Source organism: Mesorhizobium sp. P160927 (assembly GCF_057766385.1).
The window spans coordinates 5,428,659-5,451,379 of the sequence record NZ_JBYMDW010000001.1 but is presented as its reverse complement, the minus strand read 5'-3'; the positions used below and the strand labels follow the sequence as shown (position 1 = coordinate 5,451,379).

General features: G+C 63.9%; 23 protein-coding genes. 13 read left to right on the top strand and 10 right to left on the bottom strand.

Annotation, left to right across the window (positions count from 1 at the left end; translation table 11 throughout):
• The first annotated feature begins 146 nt into the window (after window positions 1-146).
• The 5 genes from AC3CB8_RS26670 to AC3CB8_RS26650 all read left to right on the top strand — a co-directional run bounded on the left by AC3CB8_RS26670 (window position 147) and on the right by AC3CB8_RS26650 (window position 4,226).
• Window positions 147-1,145 (top strand): YihY/virulence factor BrkB family protein, encoded by a 999-nt coding sequence (locus tag AC3CB8_RS26670; RefSeq protein ID WP_352564580.1) that lies wholly within the window; start codon window positions 147-149, stop codon window positions 1,143-1,145.
• Window positions 1,146-1,274: 129 nt separating this feature from the next.
• Entirely contained in the window at window positions 1,275-1,832 is a 558-nt protein-coding gene (locus tag AC3CB8_RS26665; RefSeq protein ID WP_352564582.1) for a DUF4142 domain-containing protein, read from the top strand.
• 355 nt (window positions 1,833-2,187) lie between these two features.
• Window positions 2,188-2,652 carry a cupin domain-containing protein gene (locus AC3CB8_RS26660; RefSeq protein WP_352564584.1) on the top strand — a complete coding sequence of 155 codons (465 nt, stop codon included), beginning with the start codon at window positions 2,188-2,190 and terminating at the stop codon, window positions 2,650-2,652.
• A gap of 233 nt (window positions 2,653-2,885) precedes the next feature.
• A complete protein-coding gene (locus tag AC3CB8_RS26655) occupies window positions 2,886-3,278 on the top strand; it encodes a Rid family hydrolase (RefSeq protein ID WP_023781498.1) in 393 nt (130 codons plus the stop codon).
• A gap of 273 nt (window positions 3,279-3,551) precedes the next feature.
• Entirely contained in the window at window positions 3,552-4,226 is a 675-nt protein-coding gene (locus AC3CB8_RS26650) for a hypothetical protein (protein WP_352564587.1), read from the top strand.
• Between the two features lie 174 nt (window positions 4,227-4,400).
• On the opposite strand, the gene carB is transcribed toward AC3CB8_RS26650, so the two are convergent.
• From carB to AC3CB8_RS26630, 4 genes are all read right to left on the bottom strand, one after another.
• Complete coding sequence (gene carB / locus AC3CB8_RS26645) at window positions 4,401-7,898, bottom strand: carbamoyl-phosphate synthase large subunit (protein WP_352564589.1); 3,498 nt, start codon at window positions 7,896-7,898, stop codon at window positions 4,401-4,403.
• Between the two features lie 196 nt (window positions 7,899-8,094).
• Window positions 8,095-8,931: an SH3 domain-containing protein gene (locus tag AC3CB8_RS26640; protein WP_023770179.1), complete on the bottom strand. Its 837-nt coding sequence runs from the start codon at window positions 8,929-8,931 to the stop codon at window positions 8,095-8,097.
• 149 nt (window positions 8,932-9,080) lie between these two features.
• Window positions 9,081-9,851, bottom strand: a complete 771-nt coding sequence (locus AC3CB8_RS26635; protein ID WP_352564592.1) for a metallophosphoesterase family protein — start codon at window positions 9,849-9,851, stop codon at window positions 9,081-9,083.
• A 97-nt stretch (window positions 9,852-9,948) separates the two neighbouring features.
• Entirely contained in the window at window positions 9,949-10,305 is a 357-nt protein-coding gene (locus tag AC3CB8_RS26630) for an ArsR/SmtB family transcription factor (RefSeq protein WP_023770177.1), read from the bottom strand.
• Between the two features lie 196 nt (window positions 10,306-10,501).
• Here AC3CB8_RS26630 and AC3CB8_RS26625 point away from each other — a divergent pair, with 196 nt between their 5' ends.
• Complete coding sequence (locus AC3CB8_RS26625; RefSeq protein WP_023770176.1) at window positions 10,502-11,680, top strand: MFS transporter; 1,179 nt, start codon at window positions 10,502-10,504, stop codon at window positions 11,678-11,680.
• Window positions 11,681-11,744: 64 nt separating this feature from the next.
• Here the strand turns inward: AC3CB8_RS26625 and AC3CB8_RS26620 are convergent, their stop codons facing one another.
• Window positions 11,745-12,203: a MarR family winged helix-turn-helix transcriptional regulator gene (locus tag AC3CB8_RS26620; protein WP_352564594.1), complete on the bottom strand. Its 459-nt coding sequence runs from the start codon at window positions 12,201-12,203 to the stop codon at window positions 11,745-11,747.
• A 276-nt stretch (window positions 12,204-12,479) separates the two neighbouring features.
• On the opposite strand from AC3CB8_RS26620, the gene AC3CB8_RS26615 reads away from it, so the two are divergent.
• Window positions 12,480-13,274 (top strand): SDR family NAD(P)-dependent oxidoreductase, encoded by a 795-nt coding sequence (locus AC3CB8_RS26615; protein ID WP_023781505.1) that lies wholly within the window; start codon window positions 12,480-12,482, stop codon window positions 13,272-13,274.
• A 20-nt stretch (window positions 13,275-13,294) separates the two neighbouring features.
• Here AC3CB8_RS26615 and AC3CB8_RS26610 read toward each other — a convergent pair whose 3' ends face one another.
• Window positions 13,295-13,894 (bottom strand): LysE family translocator, encoded by a 600-nt coding sequence (locus AC3CB8_RS26610; protein WP_352564596.1) that lies wholly within the window; start codon window positions 13,892-13,894, stop codon window positions 13,295-13,297.
• 87 nt (window positions 13,895-13,981) lie between these two features.
• On the opposite strand from AC3CB8_RS26610, the gene AC3CB8_RS26605 reads away from it, so the two are divergent.
• A complete protein-coding gene (locus AC3CB8_RS26605; protein WP_435053044.1) occupies window positions 13,982-14,860 on the top strand; it encodes a LysR substrate-binding domain-containing protein in 879 nt (292 codons plus the stop codon).
• Between the two features lie 9 nt (window positions 14,861-14,869).
• On the opposite strand, the gene AC3CB8_RS26600 is transcribed toward AC3CB8_RS26605, so the two are convergent.
• The 3 genes from AC3CB8_RS26600 to AC3CB8_RS26590 all read right to left on the bottom strand — a co-directional run bounded on the left by AC3CB8_RS26600 (window position 14,870) and on the right by AC3CB8_RS26590 (window position 17,887).
• Window positions 14,870-15,520 carry a dihydrofolate reductase family protein gene (locus AC3CB8_RS26600; RefSeq protein WP_352564598.1) on the bottom strand — a complete coding sequence of 217 codons (651 nt, stop codon included), beginning with the start codon at window positions 15,518-15,520 and terminating at the stop codon, window positions 14,870-14,872.
• 112 nt (window positions 15,521-15,632) lie between these two features.
• Window positions 15,633-16,469, bottom strand: coding sequence for a protein-L-isoaspartate O-methyltransferase family protein (locus tag AC3CB8_RS26595; RefSeq protein WP_352564600.1), 837 nt, complete (start codon window positions 16,467-16,469; stop codon window positions 15,633-15,635).
• A gap of 53 nt (window positions 16,470-16,522) precedes the next feature.
• Window positions 16,523-17,887, bottom strand: a complete 1,365-nt coding sequence (locus AC3CB8_RS26590; protein WP_352564602.1) for an Nramp family divalent metal transporter — start codon at window positions 17,885-17,887, stop codon at window positions 16,523-16,525.
• 231 nt (window positions 17,888-18,118) lie between these two features.
• Here AC3CB8_RS26590 and mntR point away from each other — a divergent pair, with 231 nt between their 5' ends.
• The 3 genes from mntR (at window position 18,119) to AC3CB8_RS26575 (ending at window position 19,717) form a co-directional block, all read left to right on the top strand.
• Entirely contained in the window at window positions 18,119-18,568 is a 450-nt protein-coding gene (gene mntR, locus AC3CB8_RS26585) for a manganese-binding transcriptional regulator MntR (protein WP_023770167.1), read from the top strand.
• A 100-nt stretch (window positions 18,569-18,668) separates the two neighbouring features.
• Window positions 18,669-18,857, top strand: a complete 189-nt coding sequence (locus AC3CB8_RS26580; RefSeq protein ID WP_352564604.1) for a hypothetical protein — start codon at window positions 18,669-18,671, stop codon at window positions 18,855-18,857.
• 26 nt (window positions 18,858-18,883) lie between these two features.
• Window positions 18,884-19,717 carry an alpha/beta fold hydrolase gene (locus tag AC3CB8_RS26575; protein ID WP_352564606.1) on the top strand — a complete coding sequence of 278 codons (834 nt, stop codon included), beginning with the start codon at window positions 18,884-18,886 and terminating at the stop codon, window positions 19,715-19,717.
• A gap of 34 nt (window positions 19,718-19,751) precedes the next feature.
• On the opposite strand, the gene AC3CB8_RS26570 is transcribed toward AC3CB8_RS26575, so the two are convergent.
• Window positions 19,752-20,255, bottom strand: coding sequence for a hypothetical protein (locus tag AC3CB8_RS26570; RefSeq protein WP_352595390.1), 504 nt, complete (start codon window positions 20,253-20,255; stop codon window positions 19,752-19,754).
• A 117-nt stretch (window positions 20,256-20,372) separates the two neighbouring features.
• On the opposite strand from AC3CB8_RS26570, the gene ypfJ reads away from it, so the two are divergent.
• Both ypfJ and AC3CB8_RS26560 read left to right on the top strand, forming a co-directional pair.
• Window positions 20,373-21,296 carry a KPN_02809 family neutral zinc metallopeptidase gene (gene ypfJ, locus AC3CB8_RS26565; RefSeq protein WP_352564608.1) on the top strand — a complete coding sequence of 308 codons (924 nt, stop codon included), beginning with the start codon at window positions 20,373-20,375 and terminating at the stop codon, window positions 21,294-21,296.
• Window positions 21,297-21,452: 156 nt separating this feature from the next.
• Window positions 21,453-22,718, top strand: a complete 1,266-nt coding sequence (locus tag AC3CB8_RS26560) for a TCR/Tet family MFS transporter (RefSeq protein ID WP_023770162.1) — start codon at window positions 21,453-21,455, stop codon at window positions 22,716-22,718.
• Window positions 22,719-22,721 lie beyond the last annotated feature (3 nt).

The window sequence follows — 22,721 nt, the reverse complement described above, 5'->3', positions numbered from 1 at the left end:
GGCAGGCAACCTCGCCGCATCCTGCTGGCTTCAGTGTCCTTGATCCGCGCTTCACGTGGCTGCTGAAGCCGCTCAAGTCGGCCGGAACATCGGACGATCCGCTGCATTGATAGGAGACGGTTTGCGACCCGCTTCACGGATTGGACGTGCGCCCTGCAATTAAAGACGTATGGGACTTGGTGCGAGAAAGCGTGGTTGGCTTTGTCAACGACAATGCCCTTAGTCATGGGGCGGCAATGGCGTTTTATGCCGCCACGTCGCTGGCCCCGGTTCTGATAATCGTCGTCGCGATAGCCGGCATCGCTTTTGGTCATGACGCGGCACAGTTGGCCTTGTCCGCCCAGATATCGGGGCTGATGGGCTCGGAAAGCGCGGCGCTCCTTCAGACGGCGCTCGAAGGGGCGTCCAGCAAATCATCGGGGACCCTGGCGGCGCTTATCGGCGTGGCCACTCTGCTCGTCACCGCCTCCGCCGTGTTCGGCGAGATGCAGCAGGCCCTGAATGCAATATGGAAGGTTGAAGCGAAAGGGGATTCGCTGTCGCGTCTGTTGCGCGCACGCGCGGCAAGTCTCGGCCTGGTCGCCGCCCTCGGCTTCATGTTGCTGGTATCCTTGGCGGCGAGCGCTGCGATCTCGGCTCTGGGCAATGTGATCAGCGCTCATCTGCCGTTCGGCGAATTTTTTCTGAGCGCCATCAACACCTTTATTTCCTTTTCCCTGATCGCCGTGATGTTTGCCGCGATCTACAAAGTCCTGCCGGACCGTGCCTTGCAATGGCGGGATGTCGGGATCGGCGCCGTGGTGACCGCCGCTCTGTTCACGTTGGGAAAGTCGCTTATCGGTTGGTATATCGGCACAAGTGCGGTCGCATCGTCCTATGGTGCGGCCGGAGGGCTGCTCGTCATACTGCTCTGGGTCTATTATTCATCGGAAATCTTTCTGCTCGGTGCGGAGTTGACGCGCGCCTATTCCGTTCGACGGGGGAGCAGGTCCGACCTGGACGGTTTGGTTCAAAATGCTCCGGCTTCAGAAAGCCCTGTTCCAATGCGCCGAACGCCCGGCTCTTCGGGCTTCGTCCCCTTGTTGGCGGTGGCGTGCGTGAGCGCAACGATGACGGCCTTTCTGCTGGGGCCTCGCCGCCCGTAGGGAGAGATCATGCTGTGGTCGTAAGGCTGCTTTCCCTCCTTCCCGTGACCAGAAGAGACCCGGCTGGCAACCTCGCGGCGTCCGCGGCGTTGGACTCCTTGAGGGAACCATTCCGATCGGAGACGCCAGATGAAAATGCTCCTGACCTTGGCCGCCGTCGCGCTGACCGCCGTCGCGCCCGCCGCCCTTGCCCAGACGAACGGCACCAATTCGAACGCCGTCGCGCCCATGTTGCCCGACAGCAAGGTCGACACCCCGACCTTCGTCGGCGCCGTGCCCAGTGCCAATGAATTCGAGATCCAGTCGAGCCAGCTCGCCGAACAGAAATCCGCCTCGGCCGACGTCAAGGCCTTCGCCGGCCAGATGATCAAGGACCACACCAAGGCCGGCGAGGACTTCAAGCAGGCGCTGAGCAAGGGGCAGACCACCGCCTCGATCAAGCCCGCCGGCCCCGCGCTGCAACCCAAGGAGCAGCAGATGCTGGACCAGCTGAAAGCCGCCAGCGGCAAGGCGTTCGACCAGAAATACGTGATGATGCAGACCGAGGCCCACAAGCAGGCGGTCGCGCTGTTCAGCACCTATGCAAGATCGGGCGACGACCCCGCGCTGAAGGAATTCGCCAAGAAGACGCTGCCGACGCTGAAGATGCATGAGAAGCACGTGAAGGAGCTCGGCGCGGCGCATTAGGGGCTGGGCGAGTTGTTCGGTCAAGGGTAGGCCATCCTTCTGGCCGGTGGAGACCTCCTTCATTTCGTCATCCACGGGCGGAGCAAGGAGCGCGGCGACGCGGCGCAGAGCCGAGGATCCATGCCGGGACTTCAAAGCGTCGCTACAGTTCGTAATTCTGTTCCGCTGCGTCCCCGATTGATGTCGCGGCATGGATCCTAGGGTCTCCGCGACGCCGCTCCGCGGCTGCTTCGCCCTAGGATGACGAAGTTGAGGTGTCAGGCGCTCTGCCCCTGGTAAACCAGCAGCCGAAAGAGGCCCCTGTGCCTCCACCCGCCATGCGCTACACTACCCGGCCTCACCTCGGGAGCATCCCATGCCCAAGATCGACCTCGCATCCGTGCCCGTGCGCAAGGGCTCGGGCTACCCCGTTCCCTTCGACGCCCCGTGTGCCGACCGCACGCGCCGGCGCCTTGGCGATGCCGGCGGGCTCACCGATTTCGGCGTCAACCTGATGACGCTGCCGCCGGGCGGCTGGTCGAGCCAGCGTCACTGGCATAGCCATGAGGACGAACTCGTCTATGTGCTGGAAGGCGAGCTGACGCTGGTCGAGGATGGCGGCGAGACGCTGCTCAAGGCCGGCGATAGTGCTGCCTTCGCCAAGAACAGCGGCAATGGACATCACATGATCAACCGCGCGTCGGTTACCGCACGCTACCTGGAAGTCGGCTCGCGCAACCCCGACGATGTGATTACCTGCTCGGACATCGACATGATGAGCCCGAGTTCGGACGGGCGCTTCCTGCACAAGGACGGCACGCCCTATCCGGGGCAGGGGTGAGGGCTGGACCATGCGTCGGCGCTGGCGTTCCGCCGGTGCCGGGATAAGCTGCCTATTACCGCAGGAGTCGGCGCCAGCCCCTCATCCGGCCGCTTCGCGTCCACCTTCTCCCCGCTGGGGAGATGAGCCGGCGCCGGCGCTCGTGATCTCCTCTCCCCTCGGGGAGAGGTCAGCCGAGCGAAGCGGAGGCCGGGGGAGTGGCGCCAGCCCTGCCAACCCGGGGGAGGACACCCATGAAGAAAGAAGTCATCGAAGTGCCCGTCATGTCGGACAAGGTGCGCTCACTCGGCCTGCCCTGTTCGACGGCGGTGAGGGCCAACGGTTTCGTGTTCATCTCGGCGACGCCGCCGGTGGACATGGTGACCGGCGAGATGGTGCGCGGCGACATCGAGGTCCAGACCGAGGCCTCGCTGAAGGCGCTGAAACATTGCCTTGAAGCGGCCGGCACCTCGCTGGAAAACGTGGTGATGGTGCGCATCTACGCCGTCAATTCCGGCTTCTACAACGCGATAAACAGGGTGTATGCCCGGTATTTCAGCGTCAACCCGCCGGCGCGGAGTTTTGTGCCGGTAGCGTCGTGGCCGATGGAGTTCGATATCGAGATTGAGTGCGTGGCGGTGGGGTGAGGGTGTGACCCGGATAGCGGACGAAAAGCCAATCGCTTGGCTTTTCGAGCTTCGAACGCCCTGAGCCTGCGAAGGGCCGGCAATCTCTAGTGTAATTTTTACTTGTCTTTCAAGTAAACTCCCTCTCAACTCCCGTCGGGGATAGGGAGGGTGAGTCATTGAACAAATTATCGAAAAAAATTTATCGAGCGAGTTGCGTCGAATCTAAAGAAGTATCAGCGGATTACGCTGGCTCAGCAAAAATCCGATGTCGCGGAGGCTGACACCGTTACGTTGGCCAAGGACATTCTGGCTGATGTTTTTGGCTACGACAAATATGACGAACTGACGTCGGAACATCAGATCAAAGCGACATATTGTGATCTCGCGATCAAGATCGCAGGAAAACTGCGATTGCTTGTCGAAGTGAAATCAGCAGGCTGCAGCTTGGCCGATAATCACCTCAGGCAGGTCATCGACTATGGAGCTCATCAAGGCATTCACTGGGTGATCCTGACCAATGCCGTCGAATGGCGGCTGGTCCGCATCTATGTGGCAAAACAGATCAGCCACGAAGAAGTTTGCCGTATAGTACTCGCTGATATGAATCCCAAGAATGAGGATCACCTGCAGTGCCTCTTCCTGTTCGCCAAGGAAGGGCTGACGACCGATGCGATGGATGCCTTTCATCAGCAGGCCCAATTATTCAACAAGTTTACTGTATCTGCGATCATACGGTCGGATGCTGTCATCTCAGTGGTGCGTCGGGAAATCCGGAGACTGTTTCCTGACATCAAAGTCGGCAACGAGAACCTCTCGCTGATGGTTGAAAATGAAGTGATCAAGCGGGACACGATCGAAGGGGACAAAGCCAAGGAAGCGGTCGCCAGAATGCGAAAGGCGCTGAACAAGCTGGAACGAGCTAAGAACAAGGCTACGAAAGTTGTTGTCGCCGATTTAGCGAGCTAAGCTCCAACAACAGTGAGACGTCTGTGGGTTGCCCCCATGGGTAGAGTGGCGATGTTGGCCGTCTTTGCCGCGTTGCCTGGACTGGCAGCCGCCAATTTGAGGTGCGAGCGCTGCCCCTCATCCGCCTGCCGGCACCTTTCTCCCCGTTGAACGGGGAGAAGAGAGCCAATCACCTCAGGCAAAATACTCCTGCAGCGGCCTGACTTCCAAACTCCCCGCCTTCAACGCCGCAATCGCTTCCGCCACGGCCGCGGCACCCGACAACGTCGTGTAATACGGCACTTTCTGCATCAGCGTCGCCCTGCGCAGCGATTTGGAGTCCGACACTGCCTTCTGGCCATCCGTTGTGTTGAACACGATCTGGACCTGGCGGTTGCGGATGGCGTCTTCGATGTGGGGGCGGCCTTCGAGCACCTTGTTGATCTTTTGGGCGTCGACGCCGTTTTCGGCGAGGAAGCGCTGCGTGCCTGAGGTCGCCAGCACCTTGAAGCCGAGGCCGGCGAGGCGCTTCACCGCCGGCAGGATACCCTTCTTGTCCTCGTCGCGGACCGAGACGAACAGCGTGCCGGAGCGGGGCAGGTCGACGCCGGCGCCGAGCTGGCTCTTGGCGAAGGCCAGCGCGAAATCGCGGTCGAGGCCCATGACCTCGCCTGTGGAGCGCATTTCCGGGCCGAGCAGGATGTCGACGCCGGGGAAGCGCGCGAAGGGGAAGACGGCTTCCTTGACGGCGATGTGGCCGGGATTGCGCGGATCGGGCATGGCGCCGTAATGGGCGAAGGCGTCTTCCAGCGTCTCGCCGGCCATGATGCGGGCGGCGATTTTCGCGATCGGACGGCCGATGGTCTTGGCGACGAAGGGCACGGTGCGCGACGCGCGCGGGTTGACCTCCAGCACATAGACCGTGCCATCCTTGATCGCGTATTGCACGTTCATCAGCCCGCCGACATTGAGCGCGCGGGCCAGGGCCGCCGTCTGGCGTTCCAGCTCGTCGACCAATTCCGCGGGCAGCGAGTGAACCGGCAGCGAGCAGGCACTGTCGCCCGAGTGGATTCCGGCTTCCTCGATGTGTTCGAGAATGCCGGAGACGAAGGTCGCCTTGCCGTCGCAGAGGCAGTCGACATCGACCTCGATGGCGCCGGAGAGATAGGTGTCGAACAGAAGCGGGTTCTTGCCCAGCAGCGTGTTGATCTGGCCGGTCTTGTCGTTGGGATATTTCTGCTTGATGTCCTCCGGCACCAGGCCGGGCACGGTGTCGAGCAGGTAGCTCTGCAGCATGCCCTCGTCATGGATGATCTGCATGGCGCGGCCGCCGAGCACATAGGAGGGGCGCACCACCAGCGGGAAGCCGAGCTCGCCGGCGACGAGGCGGGCCTGCTCGACCGAATAGGCGATGCCGTTCTTCGGCTGGCTGAGGTTGAGCTTGTGCAGCAGCTTCTGGAAACGGTCGCGGTCCTCGGCGAGATCGATCATGTCGGGCGAGGTGCCGAGGATCGGAATGCCTGCCTTCTCCAGCGCGTCCGCCAGCTTCAGCGGCGTCTGGCCGCCGAACTGGACGATGACGCCGACCAGCTCGCCCGAGGCCTGCTCGGCGCGCAGGATCTCCAGCACGTCCTCCGCCGTCAGCGGCTCGAAATAGAGCCGGTCCGAGGTGTCGTAGTCGGTCGAAACGGTCTCGGGGTTGCAGTTGATCATGATCGCTTCATAGCCGGCATCGCGCAGCGCGAACGCGGCGTGGCAGCAGCAATAGTCGAACTCGATGCCCTGGCCGATGCGGTTCGGCCCGCCGCCGAGGATGACGACCTTCTTGCGCGCCGAGACCTGCGCCTCGTTGGCGAGCGCGCCGGCGAAGGGCACTTCATAGGTCGAGTACATGTAGGCGGTGGGCGAGGCGAATTCGGCGGCGCAGGTGTCGATGCGCTTATAAACCGGATGAACGTCGAGCTTTTCACGAATCCTTTGAATTACTTCGGCGTCGGTCTTCGTCAGCGAGGCGAGGCGCGCGTCGGAGAAGCCCATCGCCTTCAGCATGCGCAGATTGACGGCGTCGCCCGGAATGCCGTGCTCGCGGATGCGGGCTTCCATGGCGACGATACCGGCGATCTGTTCGAGGAACCACGGGTCGATCTTGCACATGGCGTGCACGTCCTCCAGCGAGGTGCCCATGCGGATCGCCTGCGCCACCATGCGCAGCCGGTCGGGCGTCGGTGTGCCCAGGGCGGCACGGATGGCGTTGCGGTCGTCCGGGTTGTTGCCCAGGGCATGGCCAAGGCCGGGGATCTCGATCTCGTCGAGGCCGGTGAGGCCGGTTTCGAGACCGCGCAGCGCCTTCTGCAAAGATTCCTGGAAGGTGCGGCCGATGGCCATGACTTCGCCGACCGACTTCATGGCCGTGGTCAGCACCGGCTCGGCGCCGGGGAACTTTTCAAATGCGAAGCGCGGGATCTTGGTCACGACATAGTCGATGCTCGGTTCGAACGAGGCGGGCGTGGCGCCGCCGGTGATGTCGTTCTCCAGTTCGTCCAACGTGTAGCCGACGGCTAGCTTGGCGGCGATCTTGGCGATCGGGAAGCCGGTCGCCTTGGAGGCGAGCGCGGACGAGCGCGAGACGCGCGGGTTCATCTCGATGACGACGAGACGGCCATCGGCCGGGTTGACGGCGAACTGCACGTTGGAACCGCCGGTCTCGACGCCGATCTCGCGCAGCACCGCGATCGAGGCGTTGCGCATCATCTGGTATTCCTTGTCGGTCAAGGTCAGTGCCGGGGCGACGGTGATCGAGTCGCCCGTGTGCACGCCCATCGGGTCGATGTTCTCGATCGAGCAGACGATGATGCAATTGTCCGCTTTGTCGCGGACGACCTCCATCTCATACTCCTTCCAGCCCAGCACGCTCTCCTCGATCAGCACTTCGGTGGTCGGCGAGGCGTCGAGGCCGGACTGGACGATGTCGTAGAATTCGGCCCTGTTGTAGGCGATGCCGCCGCCGGTGCCGCCCATGGTGAAGGACGGGCGGATGATGGCCGGCAGGCCGACATGGTCGAGCGCCTGGGCCGCGATCGCCATGCCATGGCTGATGTAGCGCTGCTTGCGGTCGCCTTCGCCGAGGTTCCAGCGGGTTTCCAGCGCATCGAGTTCGGCGTCGAGATTGTCCGGCTTCTCGGCCTTCAGCGCGGCGCGCTCGGCCTCATGCGTCTTGCGGTCGGCGTTCTTGACGTCGGTGGCGTTGGCCAGCATCGACTTCGGCGTTTCCAACCCGATCGTCTTCATCGCCTCGCGAAACAGCGCGCGGTCCTCGGCCTTGTCGATGGCATGCGCGTCGGCGCCGATCATCTCGACATTGTAGCGCTCGAGCACGCCCATGCGGCGCAGCGACAAAGCGGTGTTGAGCGCGGTCTGGCCGCCCATCGTCGGCAGCAGCGCGTCGGGCCGCTCCTTGGCGATGATCTTGGCGACGACTTCGGGGGTGATCGGCTCGATATAGGTGGCGTCGGCCAGTTCCGGGTCGGTCATGATGGTGGCCGGATTGGAATTGACCAGGATGACGCGAAAGCCTTCTTCCTTCAGCGCCTTGCAGGCCTGGGTGCCGGAATAGTCGAATTCGCAGGCCTGGCCGATGACGATGGGGCCGGCCCCGATGATCAGGATCGACTTGATGTCGGTTCGTCTGGGCATGTCTATGAATTCCGTTCGGCAGCGGGCTTGCACAAAAAACCGGGACGGGAAGACCCGGCCGGTTGTGCTCGCGATTCTGGTATCAGGCTAGGAGGGCCTTATAGGGAAGAGTTTTGCCCGATGTAACCCCGAAAATGCGGGTACGCGTGCTAAGCAAACAAGTGTCTCATGCCCTCGCGTCGACTCTGGAGCGTGCCTAATTCCCCAACACCACCGTGTCCGTGATCTCGAACCGCTCCGACACGCCGATGCGGATCATGTTGAGTTTGCCTTCCCGGGTGAAGCGGAAGTCGCTGCCGGCGTCCGAGCTTGCCGGCAGGCCGGCAGTGAAGGAGATGACGCGGCTGCCGCCCTCGGGCCAGGTCACGGTCACGTCGGCCTTGTCAGTGCCCTTGTGTGTCACGTTCGCCGCGCAAGGCGCCATGGGTTGTCCAACGTAGCGGGCGCAGGGAATCTGCAGGGCGCCATCGGCGGCTGCCGTGGCCCCCGTTGGCTCTTCGGCCGCGGGCGCGTTTTCAGTTGCCGCCAGCGCCAGGCCGTAGGCATCCTGCATGGCGATCTCCGCCGCGGATTTCGGCATGGTTTCGGGGCTGGCCGGTTGGCTCGCGCCACCCAGCCGTGCGGTCAGGTCGGGTGCATTGGGCATCGCGGCGGCTTCGGGGGCCATGCCGGGCGTATCCGCCGCCCCGTCGGGCACGGTCGCGGGATTGAGAGGAACGAGGTAGCGCGCGGGAGCCCAGCCGGTGGCTTTGGGATTGTCAGACTCGACCTTGCACCAGGGATGGCCGTCAATGTCGTTGCAGCCGAGATTTCTCACGCTCGCACCGGCGGCCAGACGGGCCTCGGTCTTGCCGATCGCCGACGGCTTGGCGCGCACATTGAGCAGGTCGTCGGGGGCGAGCCCGGTGATGACGGAGATGAACGGCGCCTCTTCGGCATGGGCCGGGACGACAGCCGGCCATGCCGCCATCAGCAGCGGAGCGGCAACCAGCGCATGCAAACCTGTTCGGAGCGTAACTGTGCGCCTCATCATTTGGCCGTGCGCCGATACCACCATGCCGCGGCGGTCTCGCCGCATGTCCGGCGAATTCTATAAGGGACGATGTGCCGCCATGTAAGCTGGAAATTGAGGCTAGTCATTGCGGCGGACCGGTGCTGGCGGTGCAAGTCTAGGGATCAGGATCACGGCCGCGCCGCTTCCGGCATGAAGCCGGTGCGCAGGCCGTGCGCCCATTCCGGGCGTCCCGTGTGTTCAGCCTGCCGTGCCGCCGCCTCGTGGTCGTACTCGACGGCGATCATCTCGAAGCGATCCGGCTGGCCGGCGCCGCCCAGGGTGACGATGCCGTAGCGGGCGTGCGGCGAACCCTGTTCGGAGACATGGGCCGGCGGCGTGTCGTCGTCATAGGCGGGGCAGCCGATGCTGCCCGGGTTGAAGATGACGGGACCGTCAGGGATACGGATCAGTTCGGGTCGATGGCTGTGGCCGCACAGCGCGATGCGGCAGGCCGGGTCGAGCGCCTTCAGCCGGCGCCGGATCGCCGCCAGCGGCGCGCGCACCAGCTGACGATCGACGATCGCGTCGAGCAGGTATTTCTCGTCGTGATCGGGGCGGGCGTGGAAGGCGATGACGCCGGGCGCAATCTCAAGGATCAAGGGTTGGGCGAACAGTGTATCGCGCTGCGCTGGCGTCAGTCGCTGCCGCGCATAGATGTCGGACGCCCACATGGTCTCGTCGGCCGGATCGACGGCGACGCGGCGGTCATGGTTGCCACGCACCGTCGGCAGGTTGAGCGCCTCCAGCCTCTCCATTGTTTCACGCGGCCACAGCGGCCCCGAAACGCTGTCGCCGAGATTGACGGTGAGGTCGGCGCCGCCGCGCCGCGCCATGTCTTCGAGCACGGCGTCGAGCGCGAGAACATTGCCGTGGATATCGGCCAGGACGGCTAAGCGCATTTTCGAGGGAGCTCCACAGGCTGGCAAGGGACTGGTCGAAAGGGCGATCCTGACAGGGACATAGTTTCCTACCGCTTCGCGAGAGAAAGGAAACGTGTCAGGCCGACGCTTCGATGTCGTGGCCGCCGACGGCCGGCAGGGCGGCGTCGTCCGCAGCCGCGGCGATGACGCTGTCGAGCAGGCCGGGGAAGCGGGCGTCGAGATCGGCGCGGCGCAGCGTGATCATGCGGTTGGTGCCAACCACTTCGGCGCGGGTGACGCCGGCCTCACGCAGTTTGGCGAGGTGGTAGCTGAGGTTGGTCTTGGAGCCGAGATCGAGGAACCGGCTGCAGTTCAGCGGCACGCCTTCCTTGCTGGCGAGATAGCGCACGATCGCAAGCCGCGTCGGGTCGCCGAGCACGCCGAGCACAATGGGCAGGCTGATCTGGTCCGTATTGGGGTGTGGCAAGGTCATCGCTGGAACCTAAGCACAGTTCGGGCCGATTTCAACGCGTCGATCCTGCCCGGTCCATACACGCTATTTCTCCACTTCATGGGCCGTCCTGACACAGGGCTGTCAGCATGGTTGTGCTATTTTTGCCTGGCTTCATTGACATGATGCCCTTTTATGTCCAATTGTTCAATAACTTTTGAACTAAGGACGCTTTCCCATGGACAAGAGAATCTTCTGGCTTGCGCTCGGATCGTTTGCAATCTCGACCGAAGGCTTCGTCATCTCCAGCCTTCTGCCCGATATCGCCAGGGATGCCGGCATCTCGGTGCCGCTCGCCGGATCGCTGATCACCGCCTTCGCGCTCGCCTATGCCCTGGGCACGCCGATCCTGGCGACGCTGACCGGCGAATGGGACCGGCGCCGCGTCATCCTGTGGACGCTGGTATTCTTCGTCGTCGGCAATGTCGTCGCCGCCCTGAGCTCATCCTTCGAAGTGCTGCTCGTCGCACGCATCATCATGGCGCTGTCGTCGGGCCTGTTCGCGGCGACCGCGCAAGGCACGGCGGTGGCGCTGGTGGATGATCATCACCGAGCCCGCGCCATCGCCGTCGTCGTCGGCGGCACCACCGTGGCCGTCGCTGTCGGTGCACCGCTTGGCGCGCTGGTCGCTGCCATCGCGGGCTGGCGCGGCACCTTCTACGCCATTGCCGGCCTTGGCGCGCTGTCCGGCGCCATCCTGTGGTACCGCCTGCCGCGCGGCATCATCGGCACCAGGCTGCCGCTGAAGCGCCGGCTGGCGGCCGCCATGCGTCCCGGCGTGATGCCGATCCTGGTGACGACATTGCTGGCGCTGGTCGGTGCCTTCACCGTCTTTGCCTATGTCGCGCCGCTTGCCATCGAGAGCGGCGGGCTGAGCGAGATCGCGCTGCCCGGCATGCTGCTCGCCTTCGGCGTCGGCGCTGTGGTCGGCAACATTGCCGGCGGCCAGGCGGCCGACCGTTTCGGCGCCACCCGCACCGTCGGCTGGTCGCTGGCGTTGAGTGCGGCCATGCTGGTCATGCTGTCGGTCATCCCGACCTTCCTGCCGCAGCACATCGCCGGACCGGCGCTGATGGCGATGATGGTGCCTTGGGGCATCGTCGGCTGGGCGTTCCCGCCGGCGCAGGCCAGCCGCATCATCAAGCTGGCGCCGGACGCCGCACCGATCGTGCTGTCGCTCAACGGCTCGGCGCTCTATCTCGGCGTGGCGGTGGGCGCGGTGGTCGGTGGTGGCGTGCTGCGCTACGGCGCGCCCGCCGATCTCGGCCTGGTCGCGGCGGTGTTTCCGATCATCGGACTGGGCATCGTGCTGGCGGGACGGGTGTTTGCCCGGGCCGTCACCATGCCGGCGGAATAAGGCCGGCTCCGAGGCATGCATCGTCGTTTTTCGCGGCCGCTTCTTCAGCTGGGCGGCCGCTTCTTCAGCTGGAAGGAGTGGCCGCGGGCACTTCCAGCTTCAACTCAGCCACTTCATCGAGTGTGGCACGCAGTTTCGCGGCCGGCTCCGCGCCGATCATGGCCTCGAATTGCCGCTGGGCGACGCTCCATAGCTTGATCGCCTCGTCGAGCTTGGCCTGTCCTGATGGCGTCAGCCGTACGCGCTTGACGCGGCGATCGTCCTTGTCGGGGAAGGTTTCGACATAGCCGTCGCGGACCAGGGGCTTCAGCGTGTGGCCGAGCGCGGAGAGGTCCATTATCAGCGCCTCGGCAATGGCTCCCATCGCCGGGTCGGCGCCGACACTGATCTGGAAAAGCAGGCCGAACTGCGTACCCTTCAGGCCGGAAGGCGCCAGCGCGTCGTCGTAGAACCGGCCAAGCCTGCGCGCGGTGCGCCGCAAGGTGGCATTGTTGCAACGGCTAAATCCATCAGCTTCACTCATGACCGCTCCTTGCTGGAACATCTCCGGCGAAACGCATCGCCTCCAATGCTCTCTCTTGTTGCGCAATTCGGGGCGCCAAACTGCTGAGCACTTGCTGGAATCGCCCCGGCAGGTGCGCCAGCCCGCCGCAAAAATAGTTTTCACCGCCGCCGTTGACAAGATGCTGGCATATACCTACTTCGCGGAAAGTGGCATATGCCACTAATTCGAACAGCAGCCTTGCCGACCGATATATATCCACCCCGGCGGAAGACAACGAACACAAGGAACGCGATAATGAGCAAGAATGACAACAAGGGCACGGCGGTCGTCACCGGCGCCTCATCGGGGATCGGCGCCGTCTATGCGGACCGTCTGGCGGGGCAGGGCTATGACCTGGTGCTGGTGGCGCGCCGTGCAGATCGACTACAGGCGCTGGCCGAGAAGCTGCGCCATGCCCACGGTCGCAACGTCAGCGTGCTCAGCGCCGATCTGTCCGACGACGACGATTTGCGCCGTGTCGAGCAGTCGATATCAGCCGACGAAACCGTGACGCTGCTGGTCAACAATGCCGGCCTTGGCGGCCAGGCAGTGGTGGCAACCGCCGACGCCGACGCGGCCGAGCGCATGATCAAGGTCAATGTCGTGGCTCTGACCCGGCTGACGCGTGCCGTGCTGCCTGGGCTCTTGGCGCGCAACCGGGGCGGGATCGTCAACATCGCCTCGGTCCTGGCCTTCGATACCTCGTTCGGCGGCATCTACAGCGGGACCAAGGCCTATGTGGTCAACTTCACCGAAGCCCTGCATCGCGAGGTCGCGGGCACTGGAGTGACGGTGCAGGTGGTGCTGCCGGGCGCGACCCGGACCGATTTCTGGGAGCTTTCCGGCGGTGATATCGACCAGTTGCCGAAGGAGATCGTCATGACCGCCGACGATATGGTGGACGCTGCCCTTGTCGGCCTGGCCAGGGGCGAGGCCGTCACCGTGCCGGCGCTTGCCGACACCGGGAAGCTGGACACATTCCTAGGCGCCCGCCAGGCCTTCTATGGCAGCCTGCATGCCGACAAGCCGGCCCCGCGCTACGCGGCTTAGGCCGACGTGGCGGCCGGCCGTCAGACCGTCCGCCACATCGGGATGATCGACCCGGCGAGCACCAGCGCCAGCACGATGTTGAGCGCGCGCCATTGCCACTCGGCCTTGAGCAGCCGCGCCAGCACCATGCCCGCCACGCACCAGACGGACAGCGAGATGGCGGCGGTGAGGCCGAAGGTCGAGCCGAGCAGCAAAGCAAGTTGTCCCGGCCCGTCGGCAAGCGCGGCGAAGGAGGCCGCCGCGCCCAGGCCCATCGCCCAGCCCTTGGGGTTCATCCACTGGATGCCGGCGCCGCCCAGGAAACTGTTGGGTTTGGCCATGGTGACATCGAGATTGGGCGGGCCGGCGCGGCCGATCTTGATTGCCAGCCAGACGAGGTAGAGCGAGCCGGCGATCTTCATGGCAAGCTGCAGCGAGGGCATGGCAAGCAGCAGCCCGGCAAGCCCGGCAGCGGCCGCCCCCGTCACGGTCGCGAGGCCGGCGGCACTGCCCATCATCAAGGGAACCGAGCGGCGAAAGCCGAATTGCGCACCCGAAGCGGTCGACAGTGTCGTGGCGATGCCCGGCGTCGCGGTGGCCACGAAGGCAAACAGGATGAGCGGCAGGATCGGCTGGAGCATGGAGCATCCCTTGTCGGAGGCTTCATGTTAGACTGAGAGTTGGATCAGTAAATGCAATGTTTGCGATGGTCGTCATTAGCAATTATAATGCCGATCATGATCCGCAATCTCGATACCAGTCTCATGCGCACCTTCGTCACCGTCGCCGACAAGGCCAGCATGACAGCGGCGGCCAACGCGCTGCACCTGACGCAGGGCGCGGTCAGCCAGCAGGTCAAGCGGCTGGAAGAAACGCTCGGCTGCGGGCTGTTCGAGCGCGACCGGCGCGGTCTGCGGCTGACCCATTCCGGCGAGCGGCTTTTCGACAAGGCAAGGCGCCTGCTCAGCCTCAATGACGAGATCTGGACCGAGATGGTGGGGAGCGCTGTCGCCGGACAGGTGCGGCTCGGCGTTCCCTACGACCTTGTCGGCACATTGCTGGCCCCCGTACTGAAGGCCTATGCCGAGGCCTATCCCCAGGTCGAGATATCGCTGGTCTGCGCCTCCTCGCCGGAACTGGCGGCGGCACTGGCGGCGGGCACCATCGACCTCGCGGTAATCGAGGAGCGGGTCGGTCCAACCTCGGGCGAATGCCTGGCCATCGACCGGCTGGTCTGGGTCGGCGCAAGGGGTGGGGTGGCTCGCGCCAAGCGGCCATTGCCCGTCTCGATCGTTGCCGACACCTGCGCCTTCCGGCCGGTGGTGCTGGCGGCACTCAAGGAGCATGGGCTGGAATGGCGCAGCGTGTTCGAGAACGGCAACATCGACGCGACGACGGCGACGGTTCGTTCCGACCTCGCCGTCACCACATGGCTCGCCTCCACCGTGCCAGCCGATCTCGACATATTGCCGTTCGACACCGGCCTGCCGCCGCTGCCGAATTTTGCCATCAACCTGCACCTGCCGCGGCATGGCGTGAGCACGGCGGCGCAGGAATTCGCCCGGCATATAAGGGACGGGCTGGCGCGGCGTTTACAGGCTGCTTGATGACCGAATTTACTTCCAGTTCTTGCGCCGCTCGAGTTCGGCGTCGGATGGCTCGCCAGTGACAAAGGAGCCGACCTTGATCTCGCCCGCGCGCTCATAGGTCGCGATAATGACGCCGGTGGTCGAAGTCCGCGATTTGACCAGCTTGAAAGCGGCCGGCATCGCTGTATCGCCGAACAGCCGCTTGCCCTTGCCCAGCAACAGCGGGAAGATCATCAGCCGGATCTCGTCGATCAGCCCGTTGGTGAGCAAGGTCTGAATGAGATCGCCAGACCCCTGGATGAGCAGGTCAGGTCCATCTTCCTGCTTGAGGCGACGCAAGGCCGTGATGATATCGGGCCCAAGCGCGTGCGTGTTCTGCCAGGTCAAAGTATCCGGCCGATGAGTCGCGACGTACTTGGTTGCGGGGTTGAACGCATCCGCGATCGGATCTTTCTGGTAGGGCCAGTACGCGGCGAAGATGTCGTAGGTTCTGCGGCCGAGCAGCAGGGCGAAGGGTCTGGAGAACAATTCCTCCATTGCCGCGCCTCCCACCTCGTCAAAATAGTGGAACGTCCAGCCGCCGAATTCGAAGCCGCCGACCGGATCCTCTTCCGGCCCTCCCGGCGCCTGCATGACGCCATCGAGGCTGACGAAGGTCGCGGCGATGATCTTCCTCATTGTGCTCTCCCTTTGCTTGCGTCCACGCCATAGCGGCCGGACTTCAACCCAAGGACGGAGCAACCGCGCCCGTCCCGACAAAGGCCGCGAGATTTGGTCCGCCCTCGATAGGTCAGCCGCGGACGCTCACGGCTTTCGACGAGAACCAGACATGCTCGAAGATCGCCGTGGCGGTGCGGTCCGGCTGCCTGTCCTCGACCAGCCAGATCGAGCGGCTGCGCGTGGCCTGCTCGCGTGTCGGGATCTTCGCCGCAAGATCCGCGAGCGAGGCGCCGAAGCATGGGATGAACCAGGCACGCATGAACGGATCGCAGGCAAAACCCTTTTCGGTGCGGGTCACCAGGATCGCCAGCGGGACGCGCTCGGCGGGACGCCAGGGAAAGATCATGCGGCCGCCGGGGCGCAACGCTTTCAGCCATCCGGCGGGAGGGGCGACGGCACCGGCATTGACATAAATGATGTCGGATGGCGACAGCGGCGACGTCACGGCGTCGCCATGGAAAACGGTCGCATTGCCATAGGTTTCGAGATTCTTGCGCGCCAGCTCGGCCAGCCTGTCGTCCAACTCGAAGGCGGTGACGGTGCCGCCTGGCGAAACCAGTTTGGCCAGCAAAGCCGTGTAATAACCGCTGCCGGCGCCGATATGCGTGATGGCCTCACCAGGCTTTGGTGCGACTTTTCCGATCCACATGGCGTGCAGGAAAGGCTCGCCATTGTTGATGCCCTTGTCGGCATCGAGCGCTACCAGAACGTTCTGGCAGATGTGGGCCGGATCGGCGCTTGGCGTGGTGACCGTGCCGTTGCCGGTGATGACCGTCCATGGGCCGGGGCCGAGGAACGCCTCGCGCGGTACGCTGGCGAACACTTCTTCCAGGCGCGGGTCCGATGAGGCGGCATTGGCCGCCATCAGCCGCGCGTAGAATGTCCTGATGTCTTCGAGGTCGCTCATGGCATCGGGAAGATAGCGCGATCCGGCGGCTTGTCCCGTGATTAAACGGAACTTCAACCAACCCCGAACATTGTGTCGTAGAGCAGCTTGAAATTGAGCACCAGGATGATGGCCGTGACCACCCAGGCCAGTGCGGCGACGCCGCGCGGAATGGCGAGATTGCCCATCTTCTTCTTGTCGGACACGAACTGCACCAGCGGGACGACCGCGAAAGGCAGTTGCATGGACAACACCACCTGGCTGAAGACCAGCAGCTGGCCGGTGCCCTTCTCGCCATAGAGCGCGGTGACGACCACCACCGGAATGATGGCGAGGCCGCGCGTCAGCAGGCGCCGAGCCCAGTTGGGGATGCGCAGGCGCAGAAAACCTTCCATGATGATCTGGCCGGCGAGCGTTGCCGTCACCGTCGAATTCAGGCCTGACGCCAGCAGTGCCACGGCAAACAGGATCGAGGCGATGCCGAGGCCAAGCAACGGCGACAGCAGCTTGAAAGCCTGGTCGATCTCGGCGACATCCTGGTGGCCGGTTTCGTGGAAGGCGACCGCCGCGACGATCAGGATGGCGGCATTGACGAACAGCGCCAGCATCAGGGCGATGGTGGAGTCCGTCGTCGCCCATTTGATGGCATCGCGTTTTCCGGCCTCCGTGCGCTCATAGGCGCGGGTCTGCACGATCGAGGAATGCAGGTAGAGATTGTGCGGCATGACCGTTGCGCCGATGATGCCGATGGCGATGTAGAGCATCGCCGGATTGGTGACGATTTCCGAGGACGGCACGAACATCGAATGCAGGATCGTGCCGGCCGGCGGGGCGGCAACGAAGATCTGGATGGCAAAGCAGCTGAAGATGACGATCAAAAGCGCGACGACGAAGGCTTCGAGATAGCGAAAACCCTTGTTCATCAGGAGCAGGACCAGGAAAGCGTCTAGCGCGGTGAGCATGGCGCCGCCGATCAGCGGGATGCCGAACAAAAGCTGCAGCGCGATCGCGGTGCCGATCACCTCGGCGAGGTCGCAGGCGATGATGGCGAGTTCGCAGGCGATCCACAGCACGAGATTGACCGGGCGCGGATAGTAGGCGCGGCAGGCCTGGGCGAGGTCGCGGCCGGTGGCGATGCCAAGACGCGCGGCCAAAGCCTGCAGCAGGATCGCCATCAGGTTGGACAGCATGATGATGAACAAAAGCGTGTAGCCGAACTGGGCGCCACCGGCGAGGTCGGTCGCCCAGTTGCCCGGGTCCATATATCCGACCGAGACCATGTAGCCGGGGCCCATGAAGGCGAACAGGCGGCGGAACCAGACGCCTGATGTCGGCACCGCGATGGAGGCGTTGACCTCGCGCAGACTGGGCTGATCGTCTTCATCCCGACTGGCGAAGCGCCATGCGGACCGGGAAGTTGTGACGTCTGCTTCTGACATGAAAAGGCTTTCCGCGACTTCCGGAGGATGCCCTCAAGGTATGCCACGGCTCAACATTATGCAATATGCTATATTTCATTGTTGGTGCTTTTTATCTCGCCGCGTTGTGCGTGCGAAGGGGCGCCTGGGAGAGGCCGGTTGCGCCTCTCTCGGAATGCAAATAAACGGCCTGAAGAATCACAGCCCGTGCTATAAAAGCAGGGACGGTAAACTCCCGAGGAGGAGCGCGCATTGGCGCTTAAGAACAGACCGGTCCCGCGTGAGCCGTTGCTCGATGCAGGTGTCCATTCGGAAGGGTTCCGGCAGACGCGCGAAGCGCGCCGCAGCGCGCTGGTCGAGGATTATGTCGAACTGATCGCCGACCTGATCGAGGACGGCAACGAGGCGCGCCAGGTCGACATCGCCGCGCGTCTTGGCGTCGCCCAGCCGACAGTGGCCAAGATGCTGACGCGGCTCTGCGCCGACGGGCTCGTGTCGCGAAAGCCCTATCGCGGCGTGTTCCTGACGGAAGCCGGCCGCAAGGTCGCCGAGGAAAGCCGCATCCGCCACCAGACAGTCGAGGCCTTCCTGCGTTCGCTCGGCGTCAGCGCCGAGACGGCGCGCATCGATGCCGAGGGGATCGAGCACCATGTCAGCGCCGAGACGCTGGAAGCTTTCCGAAAGGCGATGACGGCGCGTTGAAGCGCTTCATTGCCGCGTTTTCGACCATGTTAGCCGCTGGAACCGCCGGCGCTTATACGCGTTCCCCTTTGCGCGCCTGTTGCGCGCCAGGGAGGAAGCGATGGGCATCGAGCAGGCACCGACCGCAAAAGGCAAGCAGGCAGCCACAGGACTGGAACAGGCGGCCGCCAGGGACGAGCGCAAGACCGAGGCCGAAACGGGACATCCGCTGAAGAAGGGCGCCGATCGTTTCGAGGAACGCTCGAAAAGCTCCGACGGCAAGAGCGCCGGCACCAAGCAGAAAGACTAGGCGGCGGCAGTTCTGGATCGATGCGGATGACCATCGAGTGGCGCCCGCCCGAACGCTTCGTCTTTCAGGGACATTCGATCGCTTGGGGCATGATGGGGGAAGGACCGCCCGCCGTCGTTCTCCATGGCACGCCATTCTCCTCGGTCGAGTGGCGCCGCATCGCGCCATGGCTAGCGAAGCAGCGACGCATCCACTATTTCGACATGCTTGGCTATGGCTGGTCGGACAAGCCGGACGGCGATGTGTCGCGCGGCATCCAGAACGCGCTGTTCGCGGCCCTCTATGCGCACTGGAAGCTGGAACGGCCCGACGTGGTCGCGCATGATTTCGGCGGATCAACCGCTCTGCGCGGTCATCTGCTCAACGGTTTGGAGTTCCGCTCGCTGGTGCTGATCGATCCGGTGGCGATCAGCCCGCAAGGTTCGCCGCTGGTCCAGGCAGCCAAGCAGAGCGAGAAGGTTTTTGCTGGGCTGCCCGCGTATGTACACGAAGCGATCTTGCGGGCCTACATCGATGGCGCGACGGACAATCGGTTACGCGCAGACGAGATGCAGGCCTATCTTCGTCCATGGCTTGGCGACGAGGGCCAGAAGGCGTTCTGGAGGCAAGTCGCGCAGATGGACGACAAGTACACGGAGGAGGTGGAGTGGCGATATGGCGAGATTCGTTGTCCGGTCGCCATCCTGTGGGGCGAAAATGACGACTGGATTCCGGTAAAGGACGGCCGGGAACTGGCGCGGCGCATCCCTGGCGCGACGTTTCAGACAGTCCCCGACGCCAAGCATCTCGTCCAGGAAGATGCGCCGGAGGCGATCGCCGCCACGGTCCTCCAGTTCTGGCGGAGCCTGGAAGCCGGCTAGGCGGTTCGGCGTTTGATAGAACCGCCGGACCGGTCTAATTCCTTCCGGGCCTGCCGCCCTCGGTCTGCTTCACTCGCTGACATCTTGCTTCCAGCTGCGCGGATGGCAAATAGGGCGGGATGCAGGTCCCTTCGCCAGGCTTGGCCTCGGGTAGATCATCGTAGCCTTCGGTGCAGATATAATCCTCGCGGCAGGGATGGGCCTTGTCGCAAGCGCGCGGGCCGGCGGTCTTGGAGAATTCCTTGGTGCAGAATTTGTGTCCTTGCCGGACGCGATGCAATCGTTGAAGCCGGTCTTGGCCAGCCGGTCTTGGCCAGCCGGTCTTGGCCAGCCGGCCGCGGCTCGCCTCGTCGGGGAGCCTGTCGCAGCTCGCCTTGCGCAGCATGCCGCCGGGAAAGCCGCCTGTCTTCTGTTCGAGGCACGGCAACGCCACCAGCAGCGACAGGAAACCCCTGATCGTCCTGAAGCCTGGAACCCCTCCCAATGCCGGCGATGCTACAGGCCTTGGGCGCACACGCCAGTGCGGTGAAGCGGCCATGCGACGCTGCCTGGGCACAAAAATGCTGTGACTTGGAGCAACCATTGCGATACTTGTTTGTTGGGTTGAGCCGGCCGTGCCGGAGCAATGGGGAAGTTCGCAGCACGAGGAGTTGCCATGCTCTGGAGAGGCCGTCGTCAGAGTGACAATATCGAGGACGACCGTAGCGATGGCGGCGGCGGCGGGATCGGTGGTGGTGGCGGTCAGTTCCGCATCCCGATCGGTGGCCGCGCCGGTGGCGGCGGCAGCATATTTCTCGTCATCCTGGTGGTGCTGGCCGGATGGTATTTCGGCTTTGACCCCTCAACGATCCTGGGCGGTGGCGACGGCGGCCTGCTGCCGGGCGGCGGTGGCCAGATATCAGACAACAGCGGTGGCCAGGACAGCGGCGCAACACCGGCCAATGACGAGATGAAGCAGTTCGTGGCGACCGTGCTCGCCGAGACGGAAGACACCTGGACCGGCATCTTCAAGTCGCAAGGCCTGACCTACGAGGACCCGAAGCTGGTGCTGTTTTCCGGCCAGGTCCGCTCCGCCTGCGGCTTTGCCTCGGCGGCGGCGGGACCGTTCTATTGTCCGGGCGACCACAAGGTCTATCTCGACATGACCTTCTTCCAGCAGCTCGACCAGCAGTTCGGCGCTTCCGGCGAGTTCGCCCGCGCCTATGTCATCGCGCATGAGGTCGGCCACCACGTGCAGAACCTCACCGGCATCATGGGGAAGTTCAACCAGATGCGGCAAGGCATGGGCGAAGCCGATGCCAACCAGCTGTCGGTGCGCATCGAGCTGCAAGCCGACTGCTTCGCTGGCGTGTGGGCGCATTACACCGGGCAGAAGGGCATATTGGAGCAGGGCGACTTCGAAAGCGCGCTGAACGCGGCCAAGCAGATCGGCGACGATACGCTGCAGAAGAAGATGCAGGGCTATGTCGTGCCGGAAAGCTTCAACCACGGCACCTCGCAGCAGCGGCAGACCTGGCTGACGCGCGGTTACAAGAGCGGCAAGCTTTCCGACTGCAACACGATGAGCGGCCCGCTCTAAGCAGTCATTTTCGGACATGGAGCTGGCGGCCAAGACGCCGTCAGGGAGTGTCAGGATCAAAGCATCCTGCCTGTTCTCGCATTGTTCCTTCGCGCAGGCTCGCCTATAAGGTGCGTCCGCCCGCGCCCAAGGGCGGCCAGAGGAGCTTGACCCAGCATGATCGACCCCAAAACCGCCAAGCGGGGCCTTGCGCTGGTTTTCACCACGCTGCTGCTCGATATCATCGGTTTCGGCATGATCATGCCGGTGCTCCCTGCCTTTCTCAGGGAACTGACCGGTGTCGGCATCAGCGAAGCGGCGATCGAAGGCGGCTGGCTGTTCTTCGTCTATGCGGCCATGCAGTTCTTCTTCGCGCCCATCATGGGCGGCCTGAGCGACCGGTTCGGGCGGCGGCCGATCCTGCTCGCCTCGGTGCTGACCTTCTCCATCGACAATTTGATCTGCGCCATCGCCTGGTCCTATCCGATGCTCTTCATCGGTCGCGTCCTAGCCGGCATTTCGGGCGCCAGCTATTCGACGACGTCGGCCTTCATCGCCGATATTTCGAACGACGAGAACCGGGCGAAGAATTTCGGCCTGCTCGGCATCGCCTTCGGCGTTGGCTTCGTCATCGGGCCGGTGCTGGGCGGATTGCTCGGCACGTTCGGACCGCGCGTGCCGTTCTTTTTCGCCGCCGGGCTCGCCTTCGTGAACTTCCTCATCGCAATGTTCTTCCTGCCGGAAACGCTCGATGAAAAGCACCGCCGCCGCTTCGAGTGGAAACGCGCCAACCCGGTCGGCACGCTTCTGCAGATGCGCCAATATCAGGGCATCGGCTGGATTGGGCTGGTCTTCTTCCTGATGACGCTCGGCCACATGATGTATCCGGCGGTGTGGTCGTTCGTCTCCAACTACCGCTACGGCTGGAGCGAGCAGCAGATAGGCTTCTCGCTCGGCGCTTTCGGCCTGTGCGGCGCCATCATCATGGGCACGGTGCTGCCGCGCGTCATCCCAAGGCTCGGCGAGTGGAGGACTGCGGTCATCGGCCTGACGTTCACCGCGGCCAGCGCCTTCGGCTATGCCTTCGCCTCGCAAGGCTGGATGGTCTACGCGGTGATCGTCGCCGGCTGCCTGGAAGCGCTGGCCGATCCGCCGCTGAGAAGCCTCGCCGCAGCCAAGGTTCCCCCTTCGGCACAAGGCGAATTGCAAGGCGCGATGACCTCGATCTTTTCGATCACATCGATCATCACGCCGCTGCTCTATACCGCTATCTTTTCCTGGTTCACCGGCCCCAGCGCGCCCGTCACCTTCGGTGGCGCGCCCTATCTGGTCGGTGCATGCTTCCTGGTGCTGGCGGTCATCGTCTTCGTCACCAAGGTGGCTAGGCCGGCGACGGTCATGACTGTCACGAACGATGTAGTGGAAGATGGAGCCCAGCTATGAGCC

Coding starts and splice junctions, on each gene's coding strand:
- AC3CB8_RS26640 (WP_023770179.1), bottom strand. CDS start 8,931: ATGATGAGGCGCACAGTTACGCTCCGAACAGGTTTGCATGCGCTGGTT.
- AC3CB8_RS26600 (WP_352564598.1), bottom strand. CDS start 15,520: ATGAGGAAGATCATCGCCGCGACCTTCGTCAGCCTCGATGGCGTCATG.
- AC3CB8_RS26570 (WP_352595390.1), bottom strand. CDS start 20,255: ATGGCCGCTTCACCGCACTGGCGTGTGCGCCCAAGGCCTGTAGCATCG.
- AC3CB8_RS26655 (WP_023781498.1), top strand. CDS start 2,886: ATGAAGAAAGAAGTCATCGAAGTGCCCGTCATGTCGGACAAGGTGCGC.
- AC3CB8_RS26595 (WP_352564600.1), bottom strand. CDS start 16,469: ATGAGCGACCTCGAAGACATCAGGACATTCTACGCGCGGCTGATGGCG.
- AC3CB8_RS26610 (WP_352564596.1), bottom strand. CDS start 13,894: ATGCTCCAGCCGATCCTGCCGCTCATCCTGTTTGCCTTCGTGGCCACC.
- AC3CB8_RS26635 (WP_352564592.1), bottom strand. CDS start 9,851: ATGCGCTTAGCCGTCCTGGCCGATATCCACGGCAATGTTCTCGCGCTC.
- AC3CB8_RS26605 (WP_435053044.1), top strand. CDS start 13,982: ATGCCGATCATGATCCGCAATCTCGATACCAGTCTCATGCGCACCTTC.
- AC3CB8_RS26580 (WP_352564604.1), top strand. CDS start 18,669: ATGGGCATCGAGCAGGCACCGACCGCAAAAGGCAAGCAGGCAGCCACA.
- AC3CB8_RS26615 (WP_023781505.1), top strand. CDS start 12,480: ATGAGCAAGAATGACAACAAGGGCACGGCGGTCGTCACCGGCGCCTCA.
- AC3CB8_RS26630 (WP_023770177.1), bottom strand. CDS start 10,305: ATGACCTTGCCACACCCCAATACGGACCAGATCAGCCTGCCCATTGTG.
- AC3CB8_RS26575 (WP_352564606.1), top strand. CDS start 18,884: ATGACCATCGAGTGGCGCCCGCCCGAACGCTTCGTCTTTCAGGGACAT.
- AC3CB8_RS26560 (WP_023770162.1), top strand. CDS start 21,453: ATGATCGACCCCAAAACCGCCAAGCGGGGCCTTGCGCTGGTTTTCACC.
- AC3CB8_RS26590 (WP_352564602.1), bottom strand. CDS start 17,887: ATGTCAGAAGCAGACGTCACAACTTCCCGGTCCGCATGGCGCTTCGCC.
- AC3CB8_RS26620 (WP_352564594.1), bottom strand. CDS start 12,203: ATGAGTGAAGCTGATGGATTTAGCCGTTGCAACAATGCCACCTTGCGG.
- AC3CB8_RS26665 (WP_352564582.1), top strand. CDS start 1,275: ATGAAAATGCTCCTGACCTTGGCCGCCGTCGCGCTGACCGCCGTCGCG.
- AC3CB8_RS26625 (WP_023770176.1), top strand. CDS start 10,502: ATGGACAAGAGAATCTTCTGGCTTGCGCTCGGATCGTTTGCAATCTCG.
- carB (WP_352564589.1), bottom strand. CDS start 7,898: ATGCCCAGACGAACCGACATCAAGTCGATCCTGATCATCGGGGCCGGC.
- AC3CB8_RS26660 (WP_352564584.1), top strand. CDS start 2,188: ATGCCCAAGATCGACCTCGCATCCGTGCCCGTGCGCAAGGGCTCGGGC.
- ypfJ (WP_352564608.1), top strand. CDS start 20,373: ATGCTCTGGAGAGGCCGTCGTCAGAGTGACAATATCGAGGACGACCGT.